At 37.1% G+C, this 20179-nt stretch carries 20 protein-coding genes; 18 read left to right on the top strand and 2 right to left on the bottom strand.

What is annotated here, in order from left to right:
• The 16 genes from QDN89_RS16020 (at nucleotide 1) to QDN89_RS15945 (ending at nucleotide 16018) form a co-directional block, all read left to right on the top strand.
• The gene (locus QDN89_RS16020) at nucleotides 1-846 is read left to right on the top strand and encodes an SAF domain-containing protein (RefSeq protein ID WP_280771174.1); all 846 of its coding nucleotides are present in this window, start codon (nucleotides 1-3) and stop codon (nucleotides 844-846) included.
• Between the two features lie 21 nt (nucleotides 847-867).
• Nucleotides 868-2043, top strand: a complete 1176-nt coding sequence (locus QDN89_RS16015) for a CpaE/TadZ family protein (RefSeq protein WP_280771173.1) — start codon at nucleotides 868-870, stop codon at nucleotides 2041-2043.
• A gap of 28 nt (nucleotides 2044-2071) precedes the next feature.
• Nucleotides 2072-3418 carry a TadA family conjugal transfer-associated ATPase gene (locus QDN89_RS16010; protein ID WP_280771172.1) on the top strand — a complete coding sequence of 449 codons (1347 nt, stop codon included), beginning with the start codon at nucleotides 2072-2074 and terminating at the stop codon, nucleotides 3416-3418.
• 7 nt (nucleotides 3419-3425) lie between these two features.
• Nucleotides 3426-4352: a type II secretion system F family protein gene (locus tag QDN89_RS16005; protein ID WP_280771171.1), complete on the top strand. Its 927-nt coding sequence runs from the start codon at nucleotides 3426-3428 to the stop codon at nucleotides 4350-4352.
• Between the two features lie 3 nt (nucleotides 4353-4355).
• Complete coding sequence (locus QDN89_RS16000; RefSeq protein WP_280771170.1) at nucleotides 4356-5294, top strand: type II secretion system F family protein; 939 nt, start codon at nucleotides 4356-4358, stop codon at nucleotides 5292-5294.
• Between the two features lie 82 nt (nucleotides 5295-5376).
• On the top strand, nucleotides 5377-5586 hold the full coding sequence (locus QDN89_RS15995) for a hypothetical protein (protein WP_280771169.1): 210 nt from the start codon (nucleotides 5377-5379) through the stop codon (nucleotides 5584-5586).
• A gap of 145 nt (nucleotides 5587-5731) precedes the next feature.
• Complete coding sequence (locus QDN89_RS15990; protein ID WP_280771168.1) at nucleotides 5732-7495, top strand: OmpA family protein; 1764 nt, start codon at nucleotides 5732-5734, stop codon at nucleotides 7493-7495.
• Nucleotides 7496-7538: 43 nt separating this feature from the next.
• Nucleotides 7539-8996 (top strand): YtxH domain-containing protein, encoded by a 1458-nt coding sequence (locus tag QDN89_RS15985; RefSeq protein ID WP_280771167.1) that lies wholly within the window; start codon nucleotides 7539-7541, stop codon nucleotides 8994-8996.
• 13 nt (nucleotides 8997-9009) lie between these two features.
• Nucleotides 9010-9618: a hypothetical protein gene (locus QDN89_RS15980; protein WP_280771166.1), complete on the top strand. Its 609-nt coding sequence runs from the start codon at nucleotides 9010-9012 to the stop codon at nucleotides 9616-9618.
• A gap of 73 nt (nucleotides 9619-9691) precedes the next feature.
• Nucleotides 9692-10384 carry a hypothetical protein gene (locus tag QDN89_RS15975; RefSeq protein WP_280771165.1) on the top strand — a complete coding sequence of 231 codons (693 nt, stop codon included), beginning with the start codon at nucleotides 9692-9694 and terminating at the stop codon, nucleotides 10382-10384.
• 19 nt (nucleotides 10385-10403) lie between these two features.
• Complete coding sequence (locus tag QDN89_RS15970) at nucleotides 10404-10946, top strand: hypothetical protein (protein ID WP_280771164.1); 543 nt, start codon at nucleotides 10404-10406, stop codon at nucleotides 10944-10946.
• Nucleotides 10947-10948: 2 nt separating this feature from the next.
• Nucleotides 10949-11374 carry a hypothetical protein gene (locus QDN89_RS15965; protein WP_280771163.1) on the top strand — a complete coding sequence of 142 codons (426 nt, stop codon included), beginning with the start codon at nucleotides 10949-10951 and terminating at the stop codon, nucleotides 11372-11374.
• A 23-nt stretch (nucleotides 11375-11397) separates the two neighbouring features.
• On the top strand, nucleotides 11398-11802 hold the full coding sequence (locus QDN89_RS15960; protein WP_280771162.1) for a TadE/TadG family type IV pilus assembly protein: 405 nt from the start codon (nucleotides 11398-11400) through the stop codon (nucleotides 11800-11802).
• On the top strand, nucleotides 11799-12464 hold the full coding sequence (locus QDN89_RS15955) for a hypothetical protein (protein WP_280771161.1): 666 nt from the start codon (nucleotides 11799-11801) through the stop codon (nucleotides 12462-12464). Before QDN89_RS15960 ends, QDN89_RS15955 begins: the two co-directional genes overlap by 4 nt.
• A 367-nt stretch (nucleotides 12465-12831) precedes the next feature.
• Nucleotides 12832-13104 (top strand): hypothetical protein, encoded by a 273-nt coding sequence (locus QDN89_RS15950; RefSeq protein ID WP_280771160.1) that lies wholly within the window; start codon nucleotides 12832-12834, stop codon nucleotides 13102-13104.
• A 790-nt stretch (nucleotides 13105-13894) separates the two neighbouring features.
• Entirely contained in the window at nucleotides 13895-16018 is a 2124-nt protein-coding gene (locus tag QDN89_RS15945) for a glycoside hydrolase family 3 protein (RefSeq protein WP_425335409.1), read from the top strand.
• A gap of 852 nt (nucleotides 16019-16870) precedes the next feature.
• Here the strand turns inward: QDN89_RS15945 and QDN89_RS15940 are convergent.
• A complete protein-coding gene (locus tag QDN89_RS15940; protein WP_280771159.1) occupies nucleotides 16871-17221 on the bottom strand; it encodes a DUF4870 domain-containing protein in 351 nt (116 codons plus the stop codon).
• 229 nt (nucleotides 17222-17450) lie between these two features.
• On the opposite strand from QDN89_RS15940, the gene QDN89_RS15935 reads away from it, so the two are divergent.
• On the top strand, nucleotides 17451-17828 hold the full coding sequence (locus tag QDN89_RS15935) for a SpoIIAA family protein (RefSeq protein WP_280771158.1): 378 nt from the start codon (nucleotides 17451-17453) through the stop codon (nucleotides 17826-17828).
• A gap of 269 nt (nucleotides 17829-18097) precedes the next feature.
• Nucleotides 18098-19324, top strand: a complete 1227-nt coding sequence (locus QDN89_RS15930; RefSeq protein ID WP_280771157.1) for a LysM peptidoglycan-binding domain-containing protein — start codon at nucleotides 18098-18100, stop codon at nucleotides 19322-19324.
• 80 nt (nucleotides 19325-19404) lie between these two features.
• On the opposite strand, the gene QDN89_RS15925 is transcribed toward QDN89_RS15930, so the two are convergent.
• Nucleotides 19405-20079 carry an SOS response-associated peptidase gene (locus QDN89_RS15925; protein WP_280771156.1) on the bottom strand — a complete coding sequence of 225 codons (675 nt, stop codon included), beginning with the start codon at nucleotides 20077-20079 and terminating at the stop codon, nucleotides 19405-19407.
• Nucleotides 20080-20179 lie beyond the last annotated feature (100 nt).

Below are 20179 nucleotides of genomic sequence, written 5' to 3'. Positions count from 1 at the left end.
ATGTTAGAGTCGAAAAAAAGAGCACTTATATTTTTAACGTTATCAATAATTTTTGCTGGAATTGCGGGAGTTTTAATCCTTAATAAGGTTCAGGATCTTCAGTCAGAACTTGGAGGAATGACGGAAGTTTATATTGCTAATACAGATATATCTTCGCGTGAATTAATTATATCAGACCATATTACAATGATGGAACTTCCTAATCGTTTTGTGACGGAGAGTCATATTACGGAATTAGAACACTTGGATGGGAAGGTATCGGTGGTTCCACTATCAGAGGGGAATTTGATTACACATAATATGTTAAGAGATTACTCTAATGTAACCGAAGATGGAAATCGAATCGTTGCTTTGTATTCATCGGACAAAATCCATTTTGATCAAGAACTTGAAGTTATGGATAGAATAGACATCGTTGTTTCGCATGGGTTTGAGGGTGAAAGTATGACGGAAGTATTTATGGAAGATGTGCCAGTAGCCATGGTTTCAAGAGAGGGTAACTCCTTTAGCGGAGTTGCTGTTGAGGTTTCTTTGGATGCAGCGTCAGAACTTATCCATATGCAAAACTTTGCAAGTAGTTTACGAATACTGAAGGCTAATGTAGGGACCGATGGGATTAGTCCACTAGATAATTCTTTAGAAGAAAATTCACATGAAAATGGTGACCCAGAACAAGAAACAGATGAGGAAAGTCAGGATAGTGAAGAAGAAAATGAAAATAACGATAACGAAGACAGCGAAAATGAAACAAACAGCGAAACCAATGAGAACGAAGAAAACAATGAAGATGAAACAAATAACGAAGAAAATGAGAATGAATCGAATAACAATAATGACAATGAATAAAGAGTGGAGGGGAATGCATTCGTGAGTGTTGATAATAAAATTCTATTAATCTGTGATCAAGAGGAAATACGTAATCGTATAATTCAAGAAACGTTACAATCAAATGACAATGTTGAGATCAATTCATCAAAAGAAGTAAAAAAAGAGATTGGTAGAATAGCTCCTGATGTTGTTATTTTCGTCGCTCCTAACAATGGTTCAGAAGTAGAGTTAATTCAATATATAAATAATGAATCACAGGGCTTTCGTACACCTGTCATTCTATTTGTAACGGAAGAAGAAAATTTTCTGCAGCTTAGGGATGTCATAAGAGCTGGAGCCTCTGATTTTTTTGTCTTTCCTGATGAATTTCACCAGTTTAACGAACGATTTGAGAAGATACAGCAAGTCGTGAAGAATCAAAAAGAGTCTGTGGAAGAAACTGCTGCTACATCTGGAAAGGCATTAAAGAGAGGAAGAGGACAGGTTATTTCGTTTTATAGCGGTAAAGGGGGAGTAGGAAGAACTTTACTATCCTCTACCTTTGCGCAGACATTAAAATTTGAATCGACCGCCGAAGTATTACTAATAGACTTAAATTTACAATTCGGGGGTGTGGAGACTTTTTTAGGTATTGAAAGTAACCGGTCTTTAGCCGATTTAAAACCTGTTATAAACGAGCTTAATGAAAATCATATAAGGAATGTGAGTGAGAAAGAACCGTTATCCAAACTAGAGTTACTACTTAGTCCTCAGGATGCAGAAGCAGCAGAAAGTATTTTGGATGAACATGTTACTCAACTCATTCGGTCTTGCCGAAGGATATTTGATTTTGTAATCATTGATTTACCAACTGAAATGAATGCTAAAACTTATGCTGTTCTTGAGGAATCAGATTTGATTTATTATGTGATGAAACTAGATACACCGTCAATTAGAGTCTATCAACATGTCGATGCCCTTTTTGATAGATTAGGTATGGATACAACGGATCGTATTCAAATAGTCATTAATGAAAAAGAGCGAAATAACGAGTTGAATGCAAAGGATCTTCAAGAATTTATTCCCTTACCTGTCGCTACAGAAATTCGTAGAGATATGAAAGGCGTACAAGGTGCAGTAAATAAAGGTGTTCCTCTTCGTCAAAAGGTCCGTGAAAGAAAGATACCACTTGTAGCGAAAGATGTTCGTAAATGGGTGTCATCAAAACTAAAGTAAGGATAAAGGTCATGAGAGGAGCCAAAAAATGTCTTTATTTCAAAAGAAAACAACTAGAGCAGTAGAGAATGAAAACAAAATGTCTTACTCCTCCTCCTATGACAACTCATATATTGATCAACTGAGTAAACATTATAAAGCCCGCTTACTTAATGAAACCAATTTAGAAAAGCTAACAAATATGGATAAAGGTGAAATGCGGCTTCGAATTGAAAGAATCATTAGCCAGTTTATGAGTGAGGAGAAGGTCATCATCCCTCATCGTGATAAAGAGGAACTATTAATAAGATTAATCGATGAATCTGTAGGATTTGGACCATTAGAACCTCTTCTGACGGATCCGGCAATTACGGAAATCTTAATTAATGGGCACGATGAAGTTTATATTGAGAAGCTAGGAAAATTGGAATTGACAAGTTTAAAATTTCGCGATGGTGCGCATGTCAGACACATTATTGATCGAGTAGTAGCGCCGATAGGGAGACGAATTGATGAAAGTTCTCCTATGGTTGATGGACGGTTACCGGATGGGAGTCGTGTTAACGCAGTGATCCCTCCAATCAGCCTTGACGGTCCATTAGTATCGATTCGTAAATTTCGGAAAGAACCTTTTATGATGAGTGATTTGATTGAATATCAGTCATTAAATGAAGAAATGAAGAAATTTTTAGATGCGGCGGTCAAATCAAAACTAAATATTTTAATATCCGGTGGGACAGGCAGTGGTAAAACGACATTATTGAATGCATTAGCTGGAACAATTCCAGTGGGGGAACGTGTCATAACGATAGAAGACTCTGCTGAGTTGAAAATTGATCGACCGAATGTAGTTGGCATGGAATCTCGTCCAGCAAATGTTGAAGGGAGTGGAGAAATCAGTATCCGTCAACTAGTAAGAAACGCGCTAAGAATGAGACCAGATCGAATCATCGTCGGTGAGGTTAGAGGCGCGGAAGCCTTTGATATGTTGCAGGCGATGAATACTGGTCATGAAGGTTCCCTGACAACTGTTCATGCAAACGCCCCAACCGATGCGATTCGTCGGATAGAAGGGATGGTTGTAATGGCTGGAATGGATCTTCCAACGAAAATAGTACGAGAATATATCGTTGGTGCATTAGATATCATTTTGCAAGGGGAGCGGTTGCAAGATGGACAACGAAAGATTGTTGCGATTTCAGAAGTGGTAACTGATTTGGATGGCAATGTTCATATCCAAGAGATATTTAAATTTAAAAGGACTGGGATTAATGAAATTGGAGAAAATGAAGGACAATTTGAACCGACAGGTGTGATTCCAAAATGCTTACGGCGTATGCAAGTTTACGGAGCGAATATTGACGAAGCTATCTTTCGTGTCAAACAGGGGGATTGAATAAAAAATGACAATATCCATCTTGTGGTCATTTGCGATATTATTTCTTTTGTGTTCGGGGTATCAATATCTTGGTTACCGATCAATAAAACGCGAATGGAAAAATAAAGTAGAAGAATGGTATGACACGAAAAGCAACAGAAAAAGTAAGATCATGGTCTGGGGAGAAAAATTTGATCAGACAAACCATGGTCTGCGAGTTAAAAGAAAATTAATTAGAGCGAATATGCCACTAATGGCTTCAGAGTTTTATGCAATGATGATAGTCAGCGGAATGATATTTGCCTATATGTTAAGCATTTTTTTTAACATCATTTTTCCTTTCAACATTTTGATTGCAGTTATCATGGTAGAGATTACTAGACGCAGTTTGTTTTATATTAGACGAAATAAATATTATGACCGGATGAATGAGCAACTCCCTGAAATATGTCGTATTCTTGCCAACTCTACTCGCTCAGGAATGACACTTACACAGGCAATTGATTTAGCAGCGAAAGAAATAGAAGAGCCTTCGAAAGAAGAATTTACACGTTTAGCAAGTGAACTTCGATTGGGTGTAGATTTTAACATAGCAATAAACGACTTTGAGAAAAGAGTAAGAACGCGTGATTACAAACTATTTATTGCAACAATAAAGATTCAGAAGAAGGCAGGAGGTAATATTCATGCGGTTTTAAGTGAAATGGGAAAAACATTGGATGAGAGAAGATTGCTCGTTCAAGAAACCAAAACTATGACTTCAGAACAAAAGTACATTTCGTATATTATTCCAGTTATTCCTGTATTTCTTCTTCTTATCATGAACAACATTATGGAAGGTTTCCTTGAGCCACTCTTCACATTAGTAGGTTTAATATTATTAACGGTCTTTATTTTAGGAATTGTGGTGACCTTTATAATTATTAAAAAAATAACGGATGTAAGGGTGTAGACAATGGATGGTCTGATTCTAATAACAACATTGCTGTCAATGGTTTTTCTCATTGTCTTTGCTATATCATGGTTTGAGTTCGCAAAAAGCAAAGAAGAAGTGAGACAACATATTTTTGAGATATCAACATACAAACAACAGCGTATTACAAGCGCCAATAAATCTTTTAGCAAAAATATAGTAAATCGAATTTTTCATTATGCAGATGATTTTTCATCATTAGGTCATCGTATTAATTTTTTTAGTGAATCACACGATATTGAACGTCTACTTATGCAAGCTGCATATCCCTATAATTTGAATGTCGACCGTTTCCAGGGAACTAAAATAGTGTTAGGAATTGCAGGTTTTATCATGGGGTCACTTCTTTTTATTATCGGATTTCCTTTCTCTCAATTTGGTTTAATTGCGTTTCCACTTGCGGGTTATATGACACTGATCATCTGGCTAAAGTCGAAGGCAAAGGCGCGACAAGAGGAACTGGGTTTTGTTTTGCCAGACTTTCTGGATACCGTGAGTGTCACGCTACAAGCAGGAGTTTCGCTAGATCAAGCGATTGAAGAGATTGCACCTTATTTCGATGGTCCAGTTAATGAAGAATTCAGCCGATACTCACAAAAAATAAAATTGGGAGTTCCTCGAGAAATGGCTTACCGAGATTTATTGACTAGAAATGAAAGTCCTGAATTCCAATTATTAATAAAATCACTTATCCAAGGTTCCCAATTAGGGGTACCAGTATCCACAACATTTAAGTTACAAGCAGAAGAAATGCGAAAACTGAAAAAAGAGAAAATTAAGGAAAAAGCAGCTAAAGCATCACCGAAAATTACTTTAGTAACCACGTTTATATTGATGCCGACTGCTATGTTTTTAATAGGTGGATTAATGATTATGAATATGTTTATGGGTGAAAACAACATGATGGACTTATTTGGTTAATACTCGATCTGTACTTCTTAGGAGGTGAAAAAAGAAAAGTACATGGTCAGATAATATAAAAAATCTTCGGGAGGTAATATGAATGATGAATTTAATATTAAGTATGTATGCAAAAGCAACTGGTGCCATCAATAACGAAAGAGGAGCACAATCATTGGAGTGGCTCGGAATTGCAGCTGTTCTGATTATGGTAGTGGGTATTGTAGGGACAGTCTTGAATGAGGGAATAGTCTCAAATGGTGTAACAGATATTATAGACGGAATATTTGATAAAATAAATAGATCATTATAAGTTTTTAAAAATTATAGCTTAAGTATCTCTATATTTGGGTGCTTGAGCTTCTCTTTATATAATTTTACAAGTTTTTTGTATAGAGTGAAGTAAGTTTACATATTTATTTAAGGTTTGTATTAATCTATTTTAAAGGAGGCCTAGAATGAAACTAATCAAAAAAGACCGAAAGTTACAGATGTTACTTTTTTTCATATCATTTTTTATTCTTATTTCATGTAATAGTGAAGATGATGAGGAAGTGGAGAATAATGTTGAAAACGATGAGAGTGAGTTTGAACTAGAAACCAATGTGACAAATTCCGCAAACGATACTATGGGACAAGAAAACGATTTGAATCCGTTTATTCCAGAAGCACCGTCTGAACCAAAGACATACGAAGAAGTGATTGCTTATGGAGAAGGAAAGTTAGCACATTTGGACCGAGATGATGATGAAGAAAAAATAATGGATATTGTTAAAGATAAGCTCCCTTCTTTAAAAGGTGCTTCTGAGGAGGAAATGCAGCACTATTGGGAATCGCTTCTTTATTTATTTGCGAAAGACTTTATGCCGGTAGATGGACTGGTCGAAGAATATGAATTGGGGGAATTTGATTCGGAAATTGAAGGTGTCTGGTACGTGATGGAGGGTCAATTGAATGTTTTGACCGTTTTGAATATAGGAGAAACAATGACTGAATCGGACTTACATATAGCTAAAGAGTCAATTAAATTATTGGATAAGACATTACCTACAGCCGTCTCTCCCCATCTCGGAGTGAGAACGGTGGGAGGAGAGGGGCTTTCTGAATGTGGGGAAACTGAACTTATTTACGATTTTTCTGGAAGTGGATTAGATCGATACTTCGATATACCTGAAATTTTAAATGAATTGTCGTTAGGAGAAGAGGGGCACCTAATTCATGCACTTGAAGAGGCAATAAAAGATTTTGATAATTATCCTTCTGATATGAATACAAATGTCATTTATCTTCTCACGAATGGGGTGGGTACGTGTGACAATGACTTGGTGAAAGGTGTGAATGAATTATGGGAGGGAGTGGGGTCAGATATTATTCTGAATGTGATTGGTGTTAATGTGGGGGAGACAGATAAGGAGATATTGGAAGATGTTGCCGATGTTGGAGGCGGTATATACATTCCTGCGTCTTCTGAAGAAGAGATCGAAGAAGGGTTAAAACGGACCCGTGAATTTACTTCTGAATGGATAAGTTGGAAAAAGAAAGAGGAGAGGTCGGCTTTTTCCAATAGACAAGAGAATAAGTATAAAATATCAGATTTCAGTAGTTCATGGTATGAAAGTCAAAGACTTGAGATGTCAAATATGAGAAATATTATTGGTAATTTATATAGAGAAGATTATATAGATCGTGAATCACGTAATTTTTTAGGTGATAGGAATAGCGAGAGAAGAGTTTTTACTGGAGAGAAACTAGATATTGAAGTTGAGAGATTAACAGAAGAAAACGAGCATAATTACAGAGCGGTATTAGGGAAAATAGCGGGTCAACTTGCGTTACCAGGCAAGCCAGTTGTAATTGAAGAAGAGGATGAATTTGTCATGCTTGAAATCGATGAGACATTCTTATTTGACTATGATGACGATACTTTAAAACCGGAAGCGGAGGAAGTTTTGGATGAGATAACGGATGCTTTGGTTAAGTTAGACGGGGCAGAAGTGGATATTCATGGTCATACAGATAGTGATGGGGATGCGGACTACAATCAAGCATTATCTGAACGAAGAGCGCAAGCGGTGAAAGCGTTTTTTGAAGGCGAAGAAGGGTTGAACAATGTGACATTTACGAAAGAAGGATTTGGTGAAACGCGGCCGACTGCAGATAACGATACGGAAGAGGGGCGTGCGAAAAATCGGAGAGTCGAGGTCTGGATTGAACAGCATTAATGATGACGTGTTTATTTAATTACCAGGAAAGGAGAGGGCAGTAGTGAATCTGAATACTCCTAATAGGTTAAAATCAAAAATCGCAGGACTTTGTGCCGCTGCAATTCTTTGTATAAACGTATTACCCGCAGCCTATGTAAGTGCTGGAGTGATTAATCCAGGAACACCAATCAATCCCGGAACGCCAATTTCACCTGGAACTCCAATAGACCCGGGATCAGGAATAGACCCTGGAAATCCGATCAATCCTGGGACACCAATTTTTCCGGGAAGTCCAATTAATCCAGGACAGGGAATAGATTCGGGGACTCCAATCAACCCGGGAACCCCAATCAATCCAGGACCAGGAATTAATCCTGGAACCCCGATTAACCCAGGGAACCCCATTAGTCCAGGAAATACAATGAGTCCAGGGGAATCAATTAATTCTGGAAGCCCGATTACAGTTGGGATCCCATTGCAGAGCGAAGCACTACAATGGGGTGAAATGACTCCGGGGACGAGTTTTGAAAGTGGAGAATTTGGACCGGGAAGTCCATTTCAATTAGATGGTATAAATGGAGGAGTATTAGATTCAGCAAATCCATGGTGGTATGATAGTTTAGACAATGGAGTGATCGGAAATGGTGATGGTTTCGGTAGTGGTGATTTAGAAGAAGGGAATTATGCAATAGCAGACACAATTAAATATACCGGTACGGGCCTGGATATTGCAACTAGAGTGGTCGATTTTGGGATGGAGGTATTACCTGCCGGGATGTCTATACCAAATGGATTTGCTATAAAAATAAGGGATGACGGTTACGTTAAATATGGAAAAAATAAACCTATGGGTGATGGGAGAATTGCCCAATTCAGTTTCGATCAATATCAAAGGTATATTGGCGATATTAACTTTAATTATTATACAGCTGATACAAATCGTTCTAAAAGGATTCATGAATTAGGTAAAGGGGCTACTAGTTCGATTCGATCGACTATGAGTGATTCATATAATTTTCTAAACAAAAACTTTTACTCTGTTAAAAATAATATTACAGGTGGAGGATTAGTTGGCATTGCTATAGATTCAATAAATAGTTTCGTTGACTATAGCGGTATTGGAGAGAATGCAGATGAAGGGTATGCCAGTACAGGTTTTGCTTCATCTTTGGTTACAGATATAGGGATAGGTGCAGCTATTACCGGCTTTGCCGCTAGCGTAGGAGCAGCGGTAGCTGGGGCGGCAGGGGGAGCCGCAGGAGCAGCGTTAACAGGAGCAGCAGCGGGATCTGTAGTTCCTGGTATAGGTACGGTAGCTGGATTTACCGTAGCGTTAGGGGTTGGTGCCTTTATGAGTACGACACCTGGAAGGAAGTTGAGAGATGGCATACAAAAAGGTGTGAAAGCTGGAATGGATTGGACTGTTGATACAGCTAAAAACGTTAAGGATTGGACTTCGGACAAAGTTAATAAAGCTAGTGAAACCGTAGGTAATTTCTTTGGTGGATTATTTAATTAATGGGGGATCTTAAATGAGGGAAAAAAAATATGTTGCTAAAGAAGCGGAGGAAAATGTTCGTATATTTTGGGTAATGTTATTCATGCCTATTTTGGGGGGAGCAATTGCTACTGCGAATCCTGAGCTATCATTAATTTATGGAGTAGCAAGCCTCATTTTCGTCGTCCCACTCACTCTATGGACAATTTACGGGGTAATCATGAAAAAATGGAAAATAATTGGTTGGATTCAACTACATTATATTATTTGTAACTATGTGGCGACTGGTTTAATTATGGTTGGAGTTTGGAGATACTTTGGAGCAATTAGTTTTATCGGTGTTCTTTTTCTTATCATCTATCTTTCCTCTACTATCATTCCATACATCTACCGGAAAGAATTTTTCGGTGCAATATGGGGGGGGAAGGGAAGTAAAAAAATATTTCCTCTTTTCTTTGGCGTGTTTTGTCTAGCAGCATTAATTGCAGGTGGTAGCTCATATGCATCTATGCAAGCGAGCGTGCGCTTATATGGTGAGGAAATTACGCAACTCCGGTATAGCGTTGCTGGTATTTTTGTTAGTATATTTTTAAATATGCTTTATTCAGGGCTATGGACTATTGTCAAAGACGAGAATGACTAAAAATCAAGAAAGTAAGACAGTACCTAAAGATTATATAAACATAGTCATATATTTTTTATGAGGAGTTGACTAAATGTCCTATTTAAATGAAGCATTTAGTTTATATTTGAGCCGTTTTCACCACATTTTGTTCATTACTCTTGTAATAGGATTACCCTTACAGTTTGGTGAATATTTTTTAACGGTGTTTGTTTTTGTTTTTTTTGATTACTTAGGGTTAACTTTAATCGGAACGATCGGTATGTTTATAGTGGCAGGTGTTGGGGTTATTCTTATTCAAATACCTTATATTTGGATTGCAAGTCATTCAATCATTAACGAAGAAGTGGATCTTCGCTATGCACTTTTACTATTCATTAAATGTTTCGTACCTATTGGATTTCTCAGCACACTTTATTTAACAGGAGTACTTCCTGGGACGCTATTATTAATTGTACCTGGAATAATTTTTCTTACATTTGCAATTTTTTACCCTTATGTAAAAATTATTGATAATTTAAAAGGAAAGAAAGCTATTAAAAAAATGTTTGAAATTAGTAAAAATCATTGCATTCAAATGATACTTATTCTTATTGTTTTTATAAGTGCAAATATGCTGATTTGGTTTGGGTTATCATGGACGACAATGCAATTTACAACAGATTTAATCACTTTTATTATTTTAAGAATGTTACTAAATGTCTTTATGGTTCCCTTATTTGTGTTTGTCATGACGCTTCATTATTATGAATGGTCACCCCAAAGCTTCACTAGATTGGAAACTTAATAATGAGGGAGAGTTTAGTATGAAACACACTATTTTAATTTCTATTCTTATTGTGAACTTGATTTTAGTTACAGGGTGTCAAAACATCGATTCTGTAGAGAAAGATTTGAAAGATTATCTAAATACCATGTATATCCCGTGGACAGAGTTATATCACGAATTAATAGACTACTACAATATGTATCATGAGGCGGCTTTGAATGGAGATGAAGAAGGGATGTTCGAGGTAAATGAAACTTATCTTCAGCCTCAAGTGTCAGAAATGCTTTCAATGATAGAAAAATATGAAAGTGATATAAAAACAGAAGAGGTTGGAGAGTTAAATGAGTTATTGAAACAAGAAATTCAATTTATCCATAAAGCTGTTGAAATAGAGGACGAAGCGTTAAGGACCTTTTTAGAGAATCCAGAAGATCATGATGAAAATGAAATAAAGGAACAACTTGCTCTTAGGGATGAGTATTATACACAATCAGATGAACAGTTAGTTGAATTTTTAAGTGTGATAGATACGATGGTTCAAGAGCATGGCATAACGATTACTGACAGTAGAGGAGAATAACGATGGATTATGAACATGATTTTAAAAAAGCATCAGTATTTCTAAGAGTGATTATATCTTTAGTGACGTATGGCGTTTACCTTCCGTATTGGTTTATATCTAGAAGCAAAGCTATTAATGAAAGAGCGGGGCAGGAAATGATTCCTTTAGTAATGCCCTACATAGTGTTAGTTATTTATTCGATTCAGGCATGCTTTTATACATCTGCATACTTTATAGATTATAGCGATCAATTGAAGTCTACGGTTGATGTTATTGATACTCCGCTTACTTATGGAGGCATGGCTGTTATCGTTTATCTAAGCTTTGTAACACGTAAAATATTTAATGATACGTTTGAAACGAAGAAAACACGATTTGTGTGGACACTTTTATTTGGACCTTTTTATTTGCAGTATAAAGTCAATAAAGAATATTACTCGGACTAAAATGAATAAAGGAGTGGAGACTGTTGGCAATTCGGAAAATATTAAAGCGATATCTACAGAAACAAAATGGTTCTATGACCATTGAATTCATAGGCGTATTACCCTATTTCTTTTTAATATTTGTTTTATTGTGGCAAGTAGTTGCTTCCGGAATTGCTGTCGTTACCACTCAGAATGCGTTGAATGAAGCCTCCAAAACGTATTCACTTACTGAAAATTATACGGAGGCGCAAGCAGTAGCTTCTGACATTATAGGAAATAGTGATATTGTGAGCATGCATTCATTTAACATAGATCCAGGAATAAATAGTAATGAATATGACTTGGAAATAGAAATTGTACACGGTTTAATTTTTATTCCGGAAATTTGGCGAGAAAATACATCCATTAACTTTTCACATTCTACTTCAGGTAGGTTATTAGAATGATGAATAGGTATATTAATAATCAGAACGGAAGCACAGTGTTTTATTTAATTTGGGGTTTCTTTTTGATGGGGATGTTGCTGATATTAACATTTAATATAGTGAATATCTATGTTGTGAAAAATCAAGCCAATATAGCTGCCGACCAGGCCAGTATGGCCGCATCAAGTGAAGTTTATAAATCAATAAAAGATGTGATTAGTGATTATGAACCTCCTGGTATATTAGGTTTATTGGAAGAGGAAGAAGAAACGCTAGCTGAGAAAATAGAGGAAGAAATCGAAAGTCTAGAAACGTCACATGGATACTTATCAACTACTGAGACAGAAATTCGTGCTATAAACAATGTTTTGAATGATGAATTAACAACGAACAATCATTTGCGGAGTGAAATAAGTGAAAGTATCAACGATTCGTTACCATCTGTGATTAATGTTGTTGAGAAGGTCCTTGAACAAAATAACGCTATAGTTACAGGTAGTAAAATAACATTATTTAATGAGGACTTAAGGGTCGAAGTTATGACTTCGACGGAATATAACACAACCGAATACTCTTCCATGATGCCAACTCTTTCTGAAGATATTGATCAAAAAGGGGTAGGATTAAGTGTTTCATTTGCCGATTTAACAGGATGGAGTTCGTGGGAGTATGTTTTTGATTAGAAGAAATACAATCACTATTCAGTAACTAGTATCATTTTAATGTCGCTGTGTTAGTCACTAGTTTTAAAGAAAACATGGTTAAGAATTCAGCTATTTATAGTTTTAATATTTGGAACTGGGTTTTAATTAGTAGAGTGGGCTATAGACGGAGAACAGCCATTTCCTGATTACAACCCTAAGTTATAAATGGCCGCTTGCAATATGCTATTTATCCTCTCATTTTTTCATTCTTGTTCTAGCGGAAATGGGTAAAAATAACGGGACAAGTATACGGCATTGAAAGTACTTATAACCCTAGGATTTATACTTTTAGTGGTGTTGGCGTAAAGTCGAGAAGGTAATAGGGCTGAATGAAAGTTGGTGAGTCATGGAAAAGAAAACTTGGACGAGAATTCAGATTGTTATTGGTGCAATATTAATACCAGGAATGCTCCTATTCTTATGGGTCACGGATGGAGACCTAAACCATATCTTAATGAGAAATCCAATTTACAGGTGGTCTTCTGTTTTAATAGTACTATCGGGTTTTTATGTAGCGATTTTAGCAGAAATCAGTAAATCTACTGGGAAAACTGATAAAAAACACACTTACAATCATTCATCACTGTCTTATTTATCTTTACTATGGGAGCGATTGTAAGAAGTTAATATGTGAGCGATTTTTAGAAGATAATGTTACTGGAAAGGTGGAGCATGAAAGGAAGGGATCAGAGGATGAGAGTCAAAGGATTGTTTGAGATTACTACGAAATAATTGCGGAGAGGTCGGGGAGAGTATCCCCATGTAGTTATTAATGAAATTGAGTTTGAGAACAAGGATTTTGAAAAAATGGCTATCAGTCTTGCCATAAATTACAAAAAACAATTTCTTTCTCTAGACCGGACGTTTCCCAGATTATTCTCTAAAAGGAAAGGGAAATATTTCATGTCATTTAGGGATGATTTATGGAACGAAACTCACTTTAAGTTATTATAAATCGAAAATCCTTCGTGTATATTTTTGTGATTATATTGAATAATTTTTAAAAAAAATGTTTCAACTGTAAGATGTGACTTTTATGCAATTAAACTGTATATAAAATCTTTGATTAGATTAATAGGTAAAAAGGTTTAATAGCTAGACAAGACGTCGGATATACAATGTTTTTATCTACATGAGTAATCTCGATTTTATTTAAAACAGATGTTAGTATGGTGGGAATAAATACAAGTAACTATGACTAAAGGTATATCTGCTTATAAAAACCTAGTATTCTAGCACTTAAGTGGTATAGACAACTATATATAAAATTCAGTAGTCTTAAGATAAGGTAGAAAGCTGGTAATAAATTTACCTCATTACATTTATGTTATAAAGAGAGTTTATCTCTTTAATATATTAATAAGACTGGAGGTAGGAGTGAACCATATTAATAACTAGGAGGTCGTCGTATGAAATCAGTAAAAAAGACAGTGACGTTATCGTTTCTAGCAATCATCTTAGCTATGTCTCACCTAATGACAGGTATGGCAGGGCAAACAGTGCAAGCCGCAGAAGACGGTGTAAAGGATCTGATTATTTTTCAAAATGTACCGGAAGCAGATGGAACCTTTGAAAACAATCGGATAGATTTGAAAGCGCTTAATGTTTACGAAGGAGGTCATTTCTCTGTTAAATCAGAACAGTTAACATGGGAATCATCAAACAAAAATGTTGCTAGTGTAGATGATGGAACAGTAAAGATGACGGGCCAGACGGGTAGAACATTTATTGAAGTGACAGATGGTGAATACACGGACAGAATAGCCATTCATAGTAAAAAGGACCGAAGCTCAAGTAGCAAGGGGAAACCTGATACGAAACCTTCTTTAATTAAGGAAGAAGGAGAACGCTACGATATGATTGGTCACGCGATCGAAAATATGACAATCGAAGAAAAAATCGGTCAGATGCTTATGCCAGATTTTCGTAATTGGGATGGTGAAAATGTAACAGAAATGCTTCCAGAAATAGAAGAACTTGTGCAAGAGTATCATCTAGGAGGCGTTATTTTATTCGCTGAAAATGTGGTGACGACAGACCAAACCGCTGAACTCGTATCTGATTACCAAGAAGCGGCTGAGAAATTTGGTCTACTTATGACAATTGACCAGGAAGGTGGGATTGTAACGAGGTTACAGTCGGGCACGGATTTCCCTGGGAACATGGCGTTAGGGGCAACGCGCTCGGAAGAATTATCATATGATGTTGGACATGACATAGGAGAAGAACTAAACTCTCTAGGCATCAATATGAATTTGGCACCTGTTCTTGATGTAAATAATAATCCGGACAACCCAGTAATCGGAGTTCGTTCATTCGGTGAAGATCCTGATTTGGTTGGTAAATTGGGCGTTGCTTATACGAAAGGGCTTCAAGATAGCGGGGTTGCCGCAACTGCTAAACATTTCCCTGGTCACGGTGATACAGATGTGGATTCTCATCTAGGGTTACCAGAAGTACCGCACGATATTGACCGTTTATTTGAAGTAGAGTTGCATCCATTTCAACAAGCGATGGACGCAGATATTGATGCGATCATGACGGCTCATGTGACTTTTCCAAAAATTGACGATACAAAAGTTATATCAGAAGCAACTGGAGAAGAAATTGCATTACCTGCAACGCTTTCTCATACCGTTTTAACAGAATTAATGAGAGAAGAGATGGCATATGAAGGTGTTATTATTACGGATGCGATGAACATGCAGGCAATCAGTGATCATTTTGGTCCTGTCGATGCTGCGATCCGAACGGTGAAAGCTGGGTCTGACATAGTGTTGATGCCTGTAGGTTTAGGAGAAGTAGCTGAAGGGTTACTTGATGCTGTAGATAATGGAGAGATCACAGAAGATCGAGTAGAAGCTTCTGTAGAAAGGATTCTTTCCCTTAAAATGAACCGAGGAATTTTAAAAGAAGAAACGCCAGAAGCGTTGGAAGATAAAATTACTAACGCGGAAGCAGTGGTCGGCTCTGAAGAACACAAAATGACAGAAAAAGAAGTGGCGGAGAAAGCCGTCACATTAGTGGAAAACAGCGATGAGGTGCTGCCATTAGATATGAATGAAGATGAAAGCATCGTCGTCTTAGGAGGTAGCTATATCGGTAGTCTCGGAGATGCAGTTCGGAATTATTATCCTGATGCATCAGTCATTCGGGCATCTTCAAGTGATGATATTTCTGACGAGCAGTGGGAAGAGATTCGAGAGGCTGATAAAGTGATCGTTGGAACGACCACCGCTACTGTCGCTCAGAGAGCAGAATCTAGTCCACAAATGACGATGGTGAGAGATCTCTCGGGTGAAACAGATGCTCCACTTATCGCAGTCGGATTTAGAAACCCCTACGATATAATGGCATATCATAATGAAGTAGATGCTTATGTTGCCCAATACGGATTTAGAAGCGCTAGTTTTGAGGCTACTGCAGCAACGATATTTGGTGAAAATGCACCTTCCGGCCAGTTGCCAATTACGATTCCAGATTATGATGGTAACGTTCTTTACGAGTTCGGACATGGATTACATTTAAACTAATTGACCGAAGATTTGGGATGACTAGTTACAGTCATTCCAAATCTTTTTTAGTTGAATGAAATCAGGCGAATGAGTGCCTGGACTGTTAGTGACCCTAACGGAGTATTTTGGTAAAACAAGGGTCAGTAGAGTATGTGACTAGTGACCCTAAACAAGCAATTTGGTAAAAGAAAGGTCAGTAGAGCCGCCGACTAGTGACCCTAAACAAGCATTTTGTTAAAAGAAAGGTCAGTAGAGCTGCCGACTAGTGACCCTAAACGAGTATTTAGGCAAAAGAAGGGGCAGTAGAGCTCCTGACTAGTGACCCTAACCGAGTATTTTGGTAAAAGAAAGGTCAGTAGAGCTGCCGACTAGTGCCCCTAAACGAGTATTCTGGTAAAAGAAAGGTAAGTAGAGCTGCCGACTAGTGACCCTAAACGAGTATTTTGGTAAAAGAAAGGGCACTAGAGCTGCCGACTAGTGCCCCTAACCGAGTATTCTGGTAAAAGAAAGGTCAGTAGAGCCGCCGACTAGTGACCCTAAACAAGCATTTTGTTAAAAGAAAGGTAAGTAGAGCTGCCGACTAGTGACCCTAAACGAGTATTTAGGCAAAAGAAGGGGCAGTAAAGCCGTAAACTAGTGACCCTAACCGAGCATTTAGCCAAAAGAAAGGTCACTAGAGTACTTGGCATGAATAAAAAAGGTAATAAGCTGTCCAAAAACCATTTAAAATTTAGAAAAAAGAGACAGGATTGAAACCCTAAATTGTTTTTTTAATGTCCTCTGGATATCATCATCATTCAATTCCATTGATAAAATATAAATCAAAATAAAAAAAGAGAACAGGATCTGCTCTCTTTCTAATAAACAGAGTTATTTTTTTAGTTGGTTCTCTGCTAAATCACCAACGATAGGAAATTTATATCTTTCCCCTTTGTATGCTTTGTACATCGCAACAATCCACAAAACAAAGAAAATTGGAGCGAAGAGTAAATTGAAAATCCAACCGATAAATGGGATCATTCCGATAGCAATATTGAGGATGAGTAATCCTCCGAACAAGAAAATGGACTGCATGGCATGAAAGCGAATGAAATCATTTTCCTTTTCAATAATGATAAAAATAATGCCTGTAACAAATGTAGCTAAGTAAGCAAGAAGCCCTCCTAAATTTTCATCAAGACCTGTGGAACTTTTTCCAGCTGATAATTTCTCTTGGTCCATGATGCTCCTCCTTTCTTGAAAAACAAATGTTATAACGAATTAATTATACCATATACAGAACAAGAATCGCCTTTTTTAACGAAAAAAATAATTTAAAAATTCTGACTTCAGATCAAATGAATGTTATTTTTCAAAAAATAAATAAAGTAGGTTTCAAAAAGTTAGTAAATGGTTATATGTAAGTATAAATAAGCAAGACTATTATATCATGATATAAGGAGTGAGTATGATGCATGAAGTAAAAGTAATAAATAAACAACATAAGATAATTGGGATTAGTTGGATTGGGAAAGTGACGCCAGAAGATATTCATGAAGCAAATGGTAAATTGGCTGAACTCATCAAGCCATATCAGTCAAAAGGGTTTGATGTATTGGTTGATATGAATGAAATTACAGTTCTTTTTCCTGAAACGCAAAAGGAACTGGTTCTTCACCAAGAGTGGCTTATAGAAAGCGGAATGCAACGAGCGGCAGTTGTTGTGAGTAGTAGTATTGCAAAAATGCAGTTGAAAAGAACGGCAAAACAATCAAATCACGAAACAGAACTTCATTTTAATAATCAGTCTGAAGCCCTAGATTTTTTAGTGAAAACGCCTGTTAGGTGAAAATGAGGAGTAATGCAACGAAAAAAAATTTGAGAAAATACGAAAGTATTGCTTATTTATAATCATATCAAGTTTATAACTAATACTTTCTATGCAAAACCATTGCTTTTTTGAGATTTCTCAATAGGCTAATCATCCTGAATTGTCAGATAAGTACGGTGCTTCATTCCTCTTTTACGGTTTATCTCTTTTTTCCTTTCATACGAAAGGCTAACATTATACATGTTGGTGAAAACAGGAAATAAACCGAATAATCAGGGGGAGCAAAAATGAACCAGGAATTGCAGCTTATACAATCTACTCGAAAACAACGAATTACGAAAGAACGGAACAAATTAAGTAAAAAACGCAAAACAAAAGTGGCGGGATATGCGTTGGCAAGTACGGTTGCGGCGGGTGCCTTATTCAGTGGTGGGAAGGCATTAGAAGTGAGTGCGACGGAACAACTATATACCGTTAAGAAGGGAGATACTCTTTACAGTCTTGGTAAAAAATATAATGTTTCGATCGATCAGCTAAAAAATGTAAACGGTCTCGATTCAAACAGGATTTATACTGGTGCACAGATAACAGTACCAGGAGAAAAGGCGGCTACATATAAACGTGTCACGGTAAAAAAGGGGGACACTCTTTACCGCATAGCACAACAGCATGGGCTGACTGTAACAACGATCAAGGAAGCCAATAGTTTGTCATCAGACCTTATTCAAGTCGGAGAAAAATTGTATGTTCCACTCCATGCAGATGAATTTAAACAGGTTGGGAATAGCCTTGAAGACTCGAATGGCATCTATGATGTTGAAAAGGGAGATACATTATATTCTATCGCACAGCAGTTTAATGTTAGTGTGAAAGTCTTGAAAAATATGAACGGATTAACAAATGATCGGATTTTTGTAGGAGAAAAGATTCTAGTTCCAAGCGTAACGAAAGCTAGCATTGAGGATCCTTCCGCAAAGGAAGAAAAGAGAACGGTCTATCAAGTAGCACAAGGAGATACGTTGTATAGAATAGCCAAAAATCATGGCGTATCTGTAAAGGAAATCAAAGAAGTAAATGGAGATACTATCCATGCGAATATCATCTATCCTGGGCAGACAATATATCTTCCACCTATGGAAGTAGAGGATGTAGAACTTGAGGAGAAATCTGTCGATCGAGCGATTTATACGGTGGCCCCAGGGGAAACACTGTGGAGTGTCGCAAGTCGTTTAAATTTGACCGTAGAAGAACTAAAAACAATGAATGACATGGAAGATGATTTTATCCTAATTGGACAAGATCTCGTTATTGAAAGTTCGAACTTAGTATCAACGGAAGCTGTTTTAAAAGGGGCAGTAGATCGTTCTTCTGTAGAGTTTGAGCTTCATGGTCAATATTTGGTGTTAGATGTGCCGTTTGGTATGTCTGAAAAATTTGATAAACTTACTGATGAGAAAGTTACTATCATTTATCAAGATAAAAGAAAGCCTACTCTCGTATCGATTGACGTTTGAAGCTGATTCGCTTTTTTATAGTAATAATTTCTGAACAACTCCGACCTTGGAAACAAGCGGAGTTGTTTCTTAGTAAGCATTCACAGAGATATTCGTTCGATTAACTCAGGTCGATTATTTTTCGGAGAATTCACTTGTTGAGATACGGGATACGCCGTCATGTCTTCATCTGGGAAAGGTTGCAACAAGTGTTCAAGTTCGCTTGTATCTGTTTGGTTTGGATCAAGCCATGCTGCTTCATCTTGTTGTTTCAAGATGACCGGCATCCGGTCGTGAATGTCCCGTAATAATGGATTGGCTTCTGTCGTAATAATTGTACAGGAAAAAACTTGGTGGCCAGAGGGCGAACGCCATTTTTCCCATAAGCCAGCAAAGGCGAATGGTTCTTCGTCTTTTAACGTCATTCGATAAGGCTGTTTTTCCCCACCTTGTTTTTTCCACTCATAAAAGCCGTCAGCAATAATGAGACAGCGTTGAGTTTGAAATGCTTTTTTAAAACTTGGTTTTTCGGCTAATGACTCAGCTCGTGCATTCATAAGTTTATAACCGATTTTTTCATCTTTTGCCCAGCGAGGAATGAGTCCCCAACGAAGGTGTCCCATGCGTCGCTTATTCCCATCATGTATGACGGAGAGAATTTGCTGACTTGGAGCAATGTTATAGGAGACCTCCATCTGATCTGGAAGGAAATCTTGGGCAATCGCAAAGCGCTCATCTAAACCATCTATTTTACTAAGAGAAAATCGTCCGCACATGCTCATCCACTCCGTTCCGTGTATCTTTTTCTTAATTATAGTAGATGACGCGATATTATCAAAGAACTTAACGAAAAGGAATGTAGCGATAGAGCTCATA

Origin of the sequence: Salipaludibacillus daqingensis, assembly GCF_029891575.1 — a bacterium.
Taxonomy (GTDB): domain Bacteria; phylum Bacillota; class Bacilli; order Bacillales; family Salisediminibacteriaceae; genus Salipaludibacillus; species Salipaludibacillus daqingensis.
Note: the sequence above shows the minus strand (reverse complement) of the source record. Positions and strands in the feature narration are given on the sequence as shown.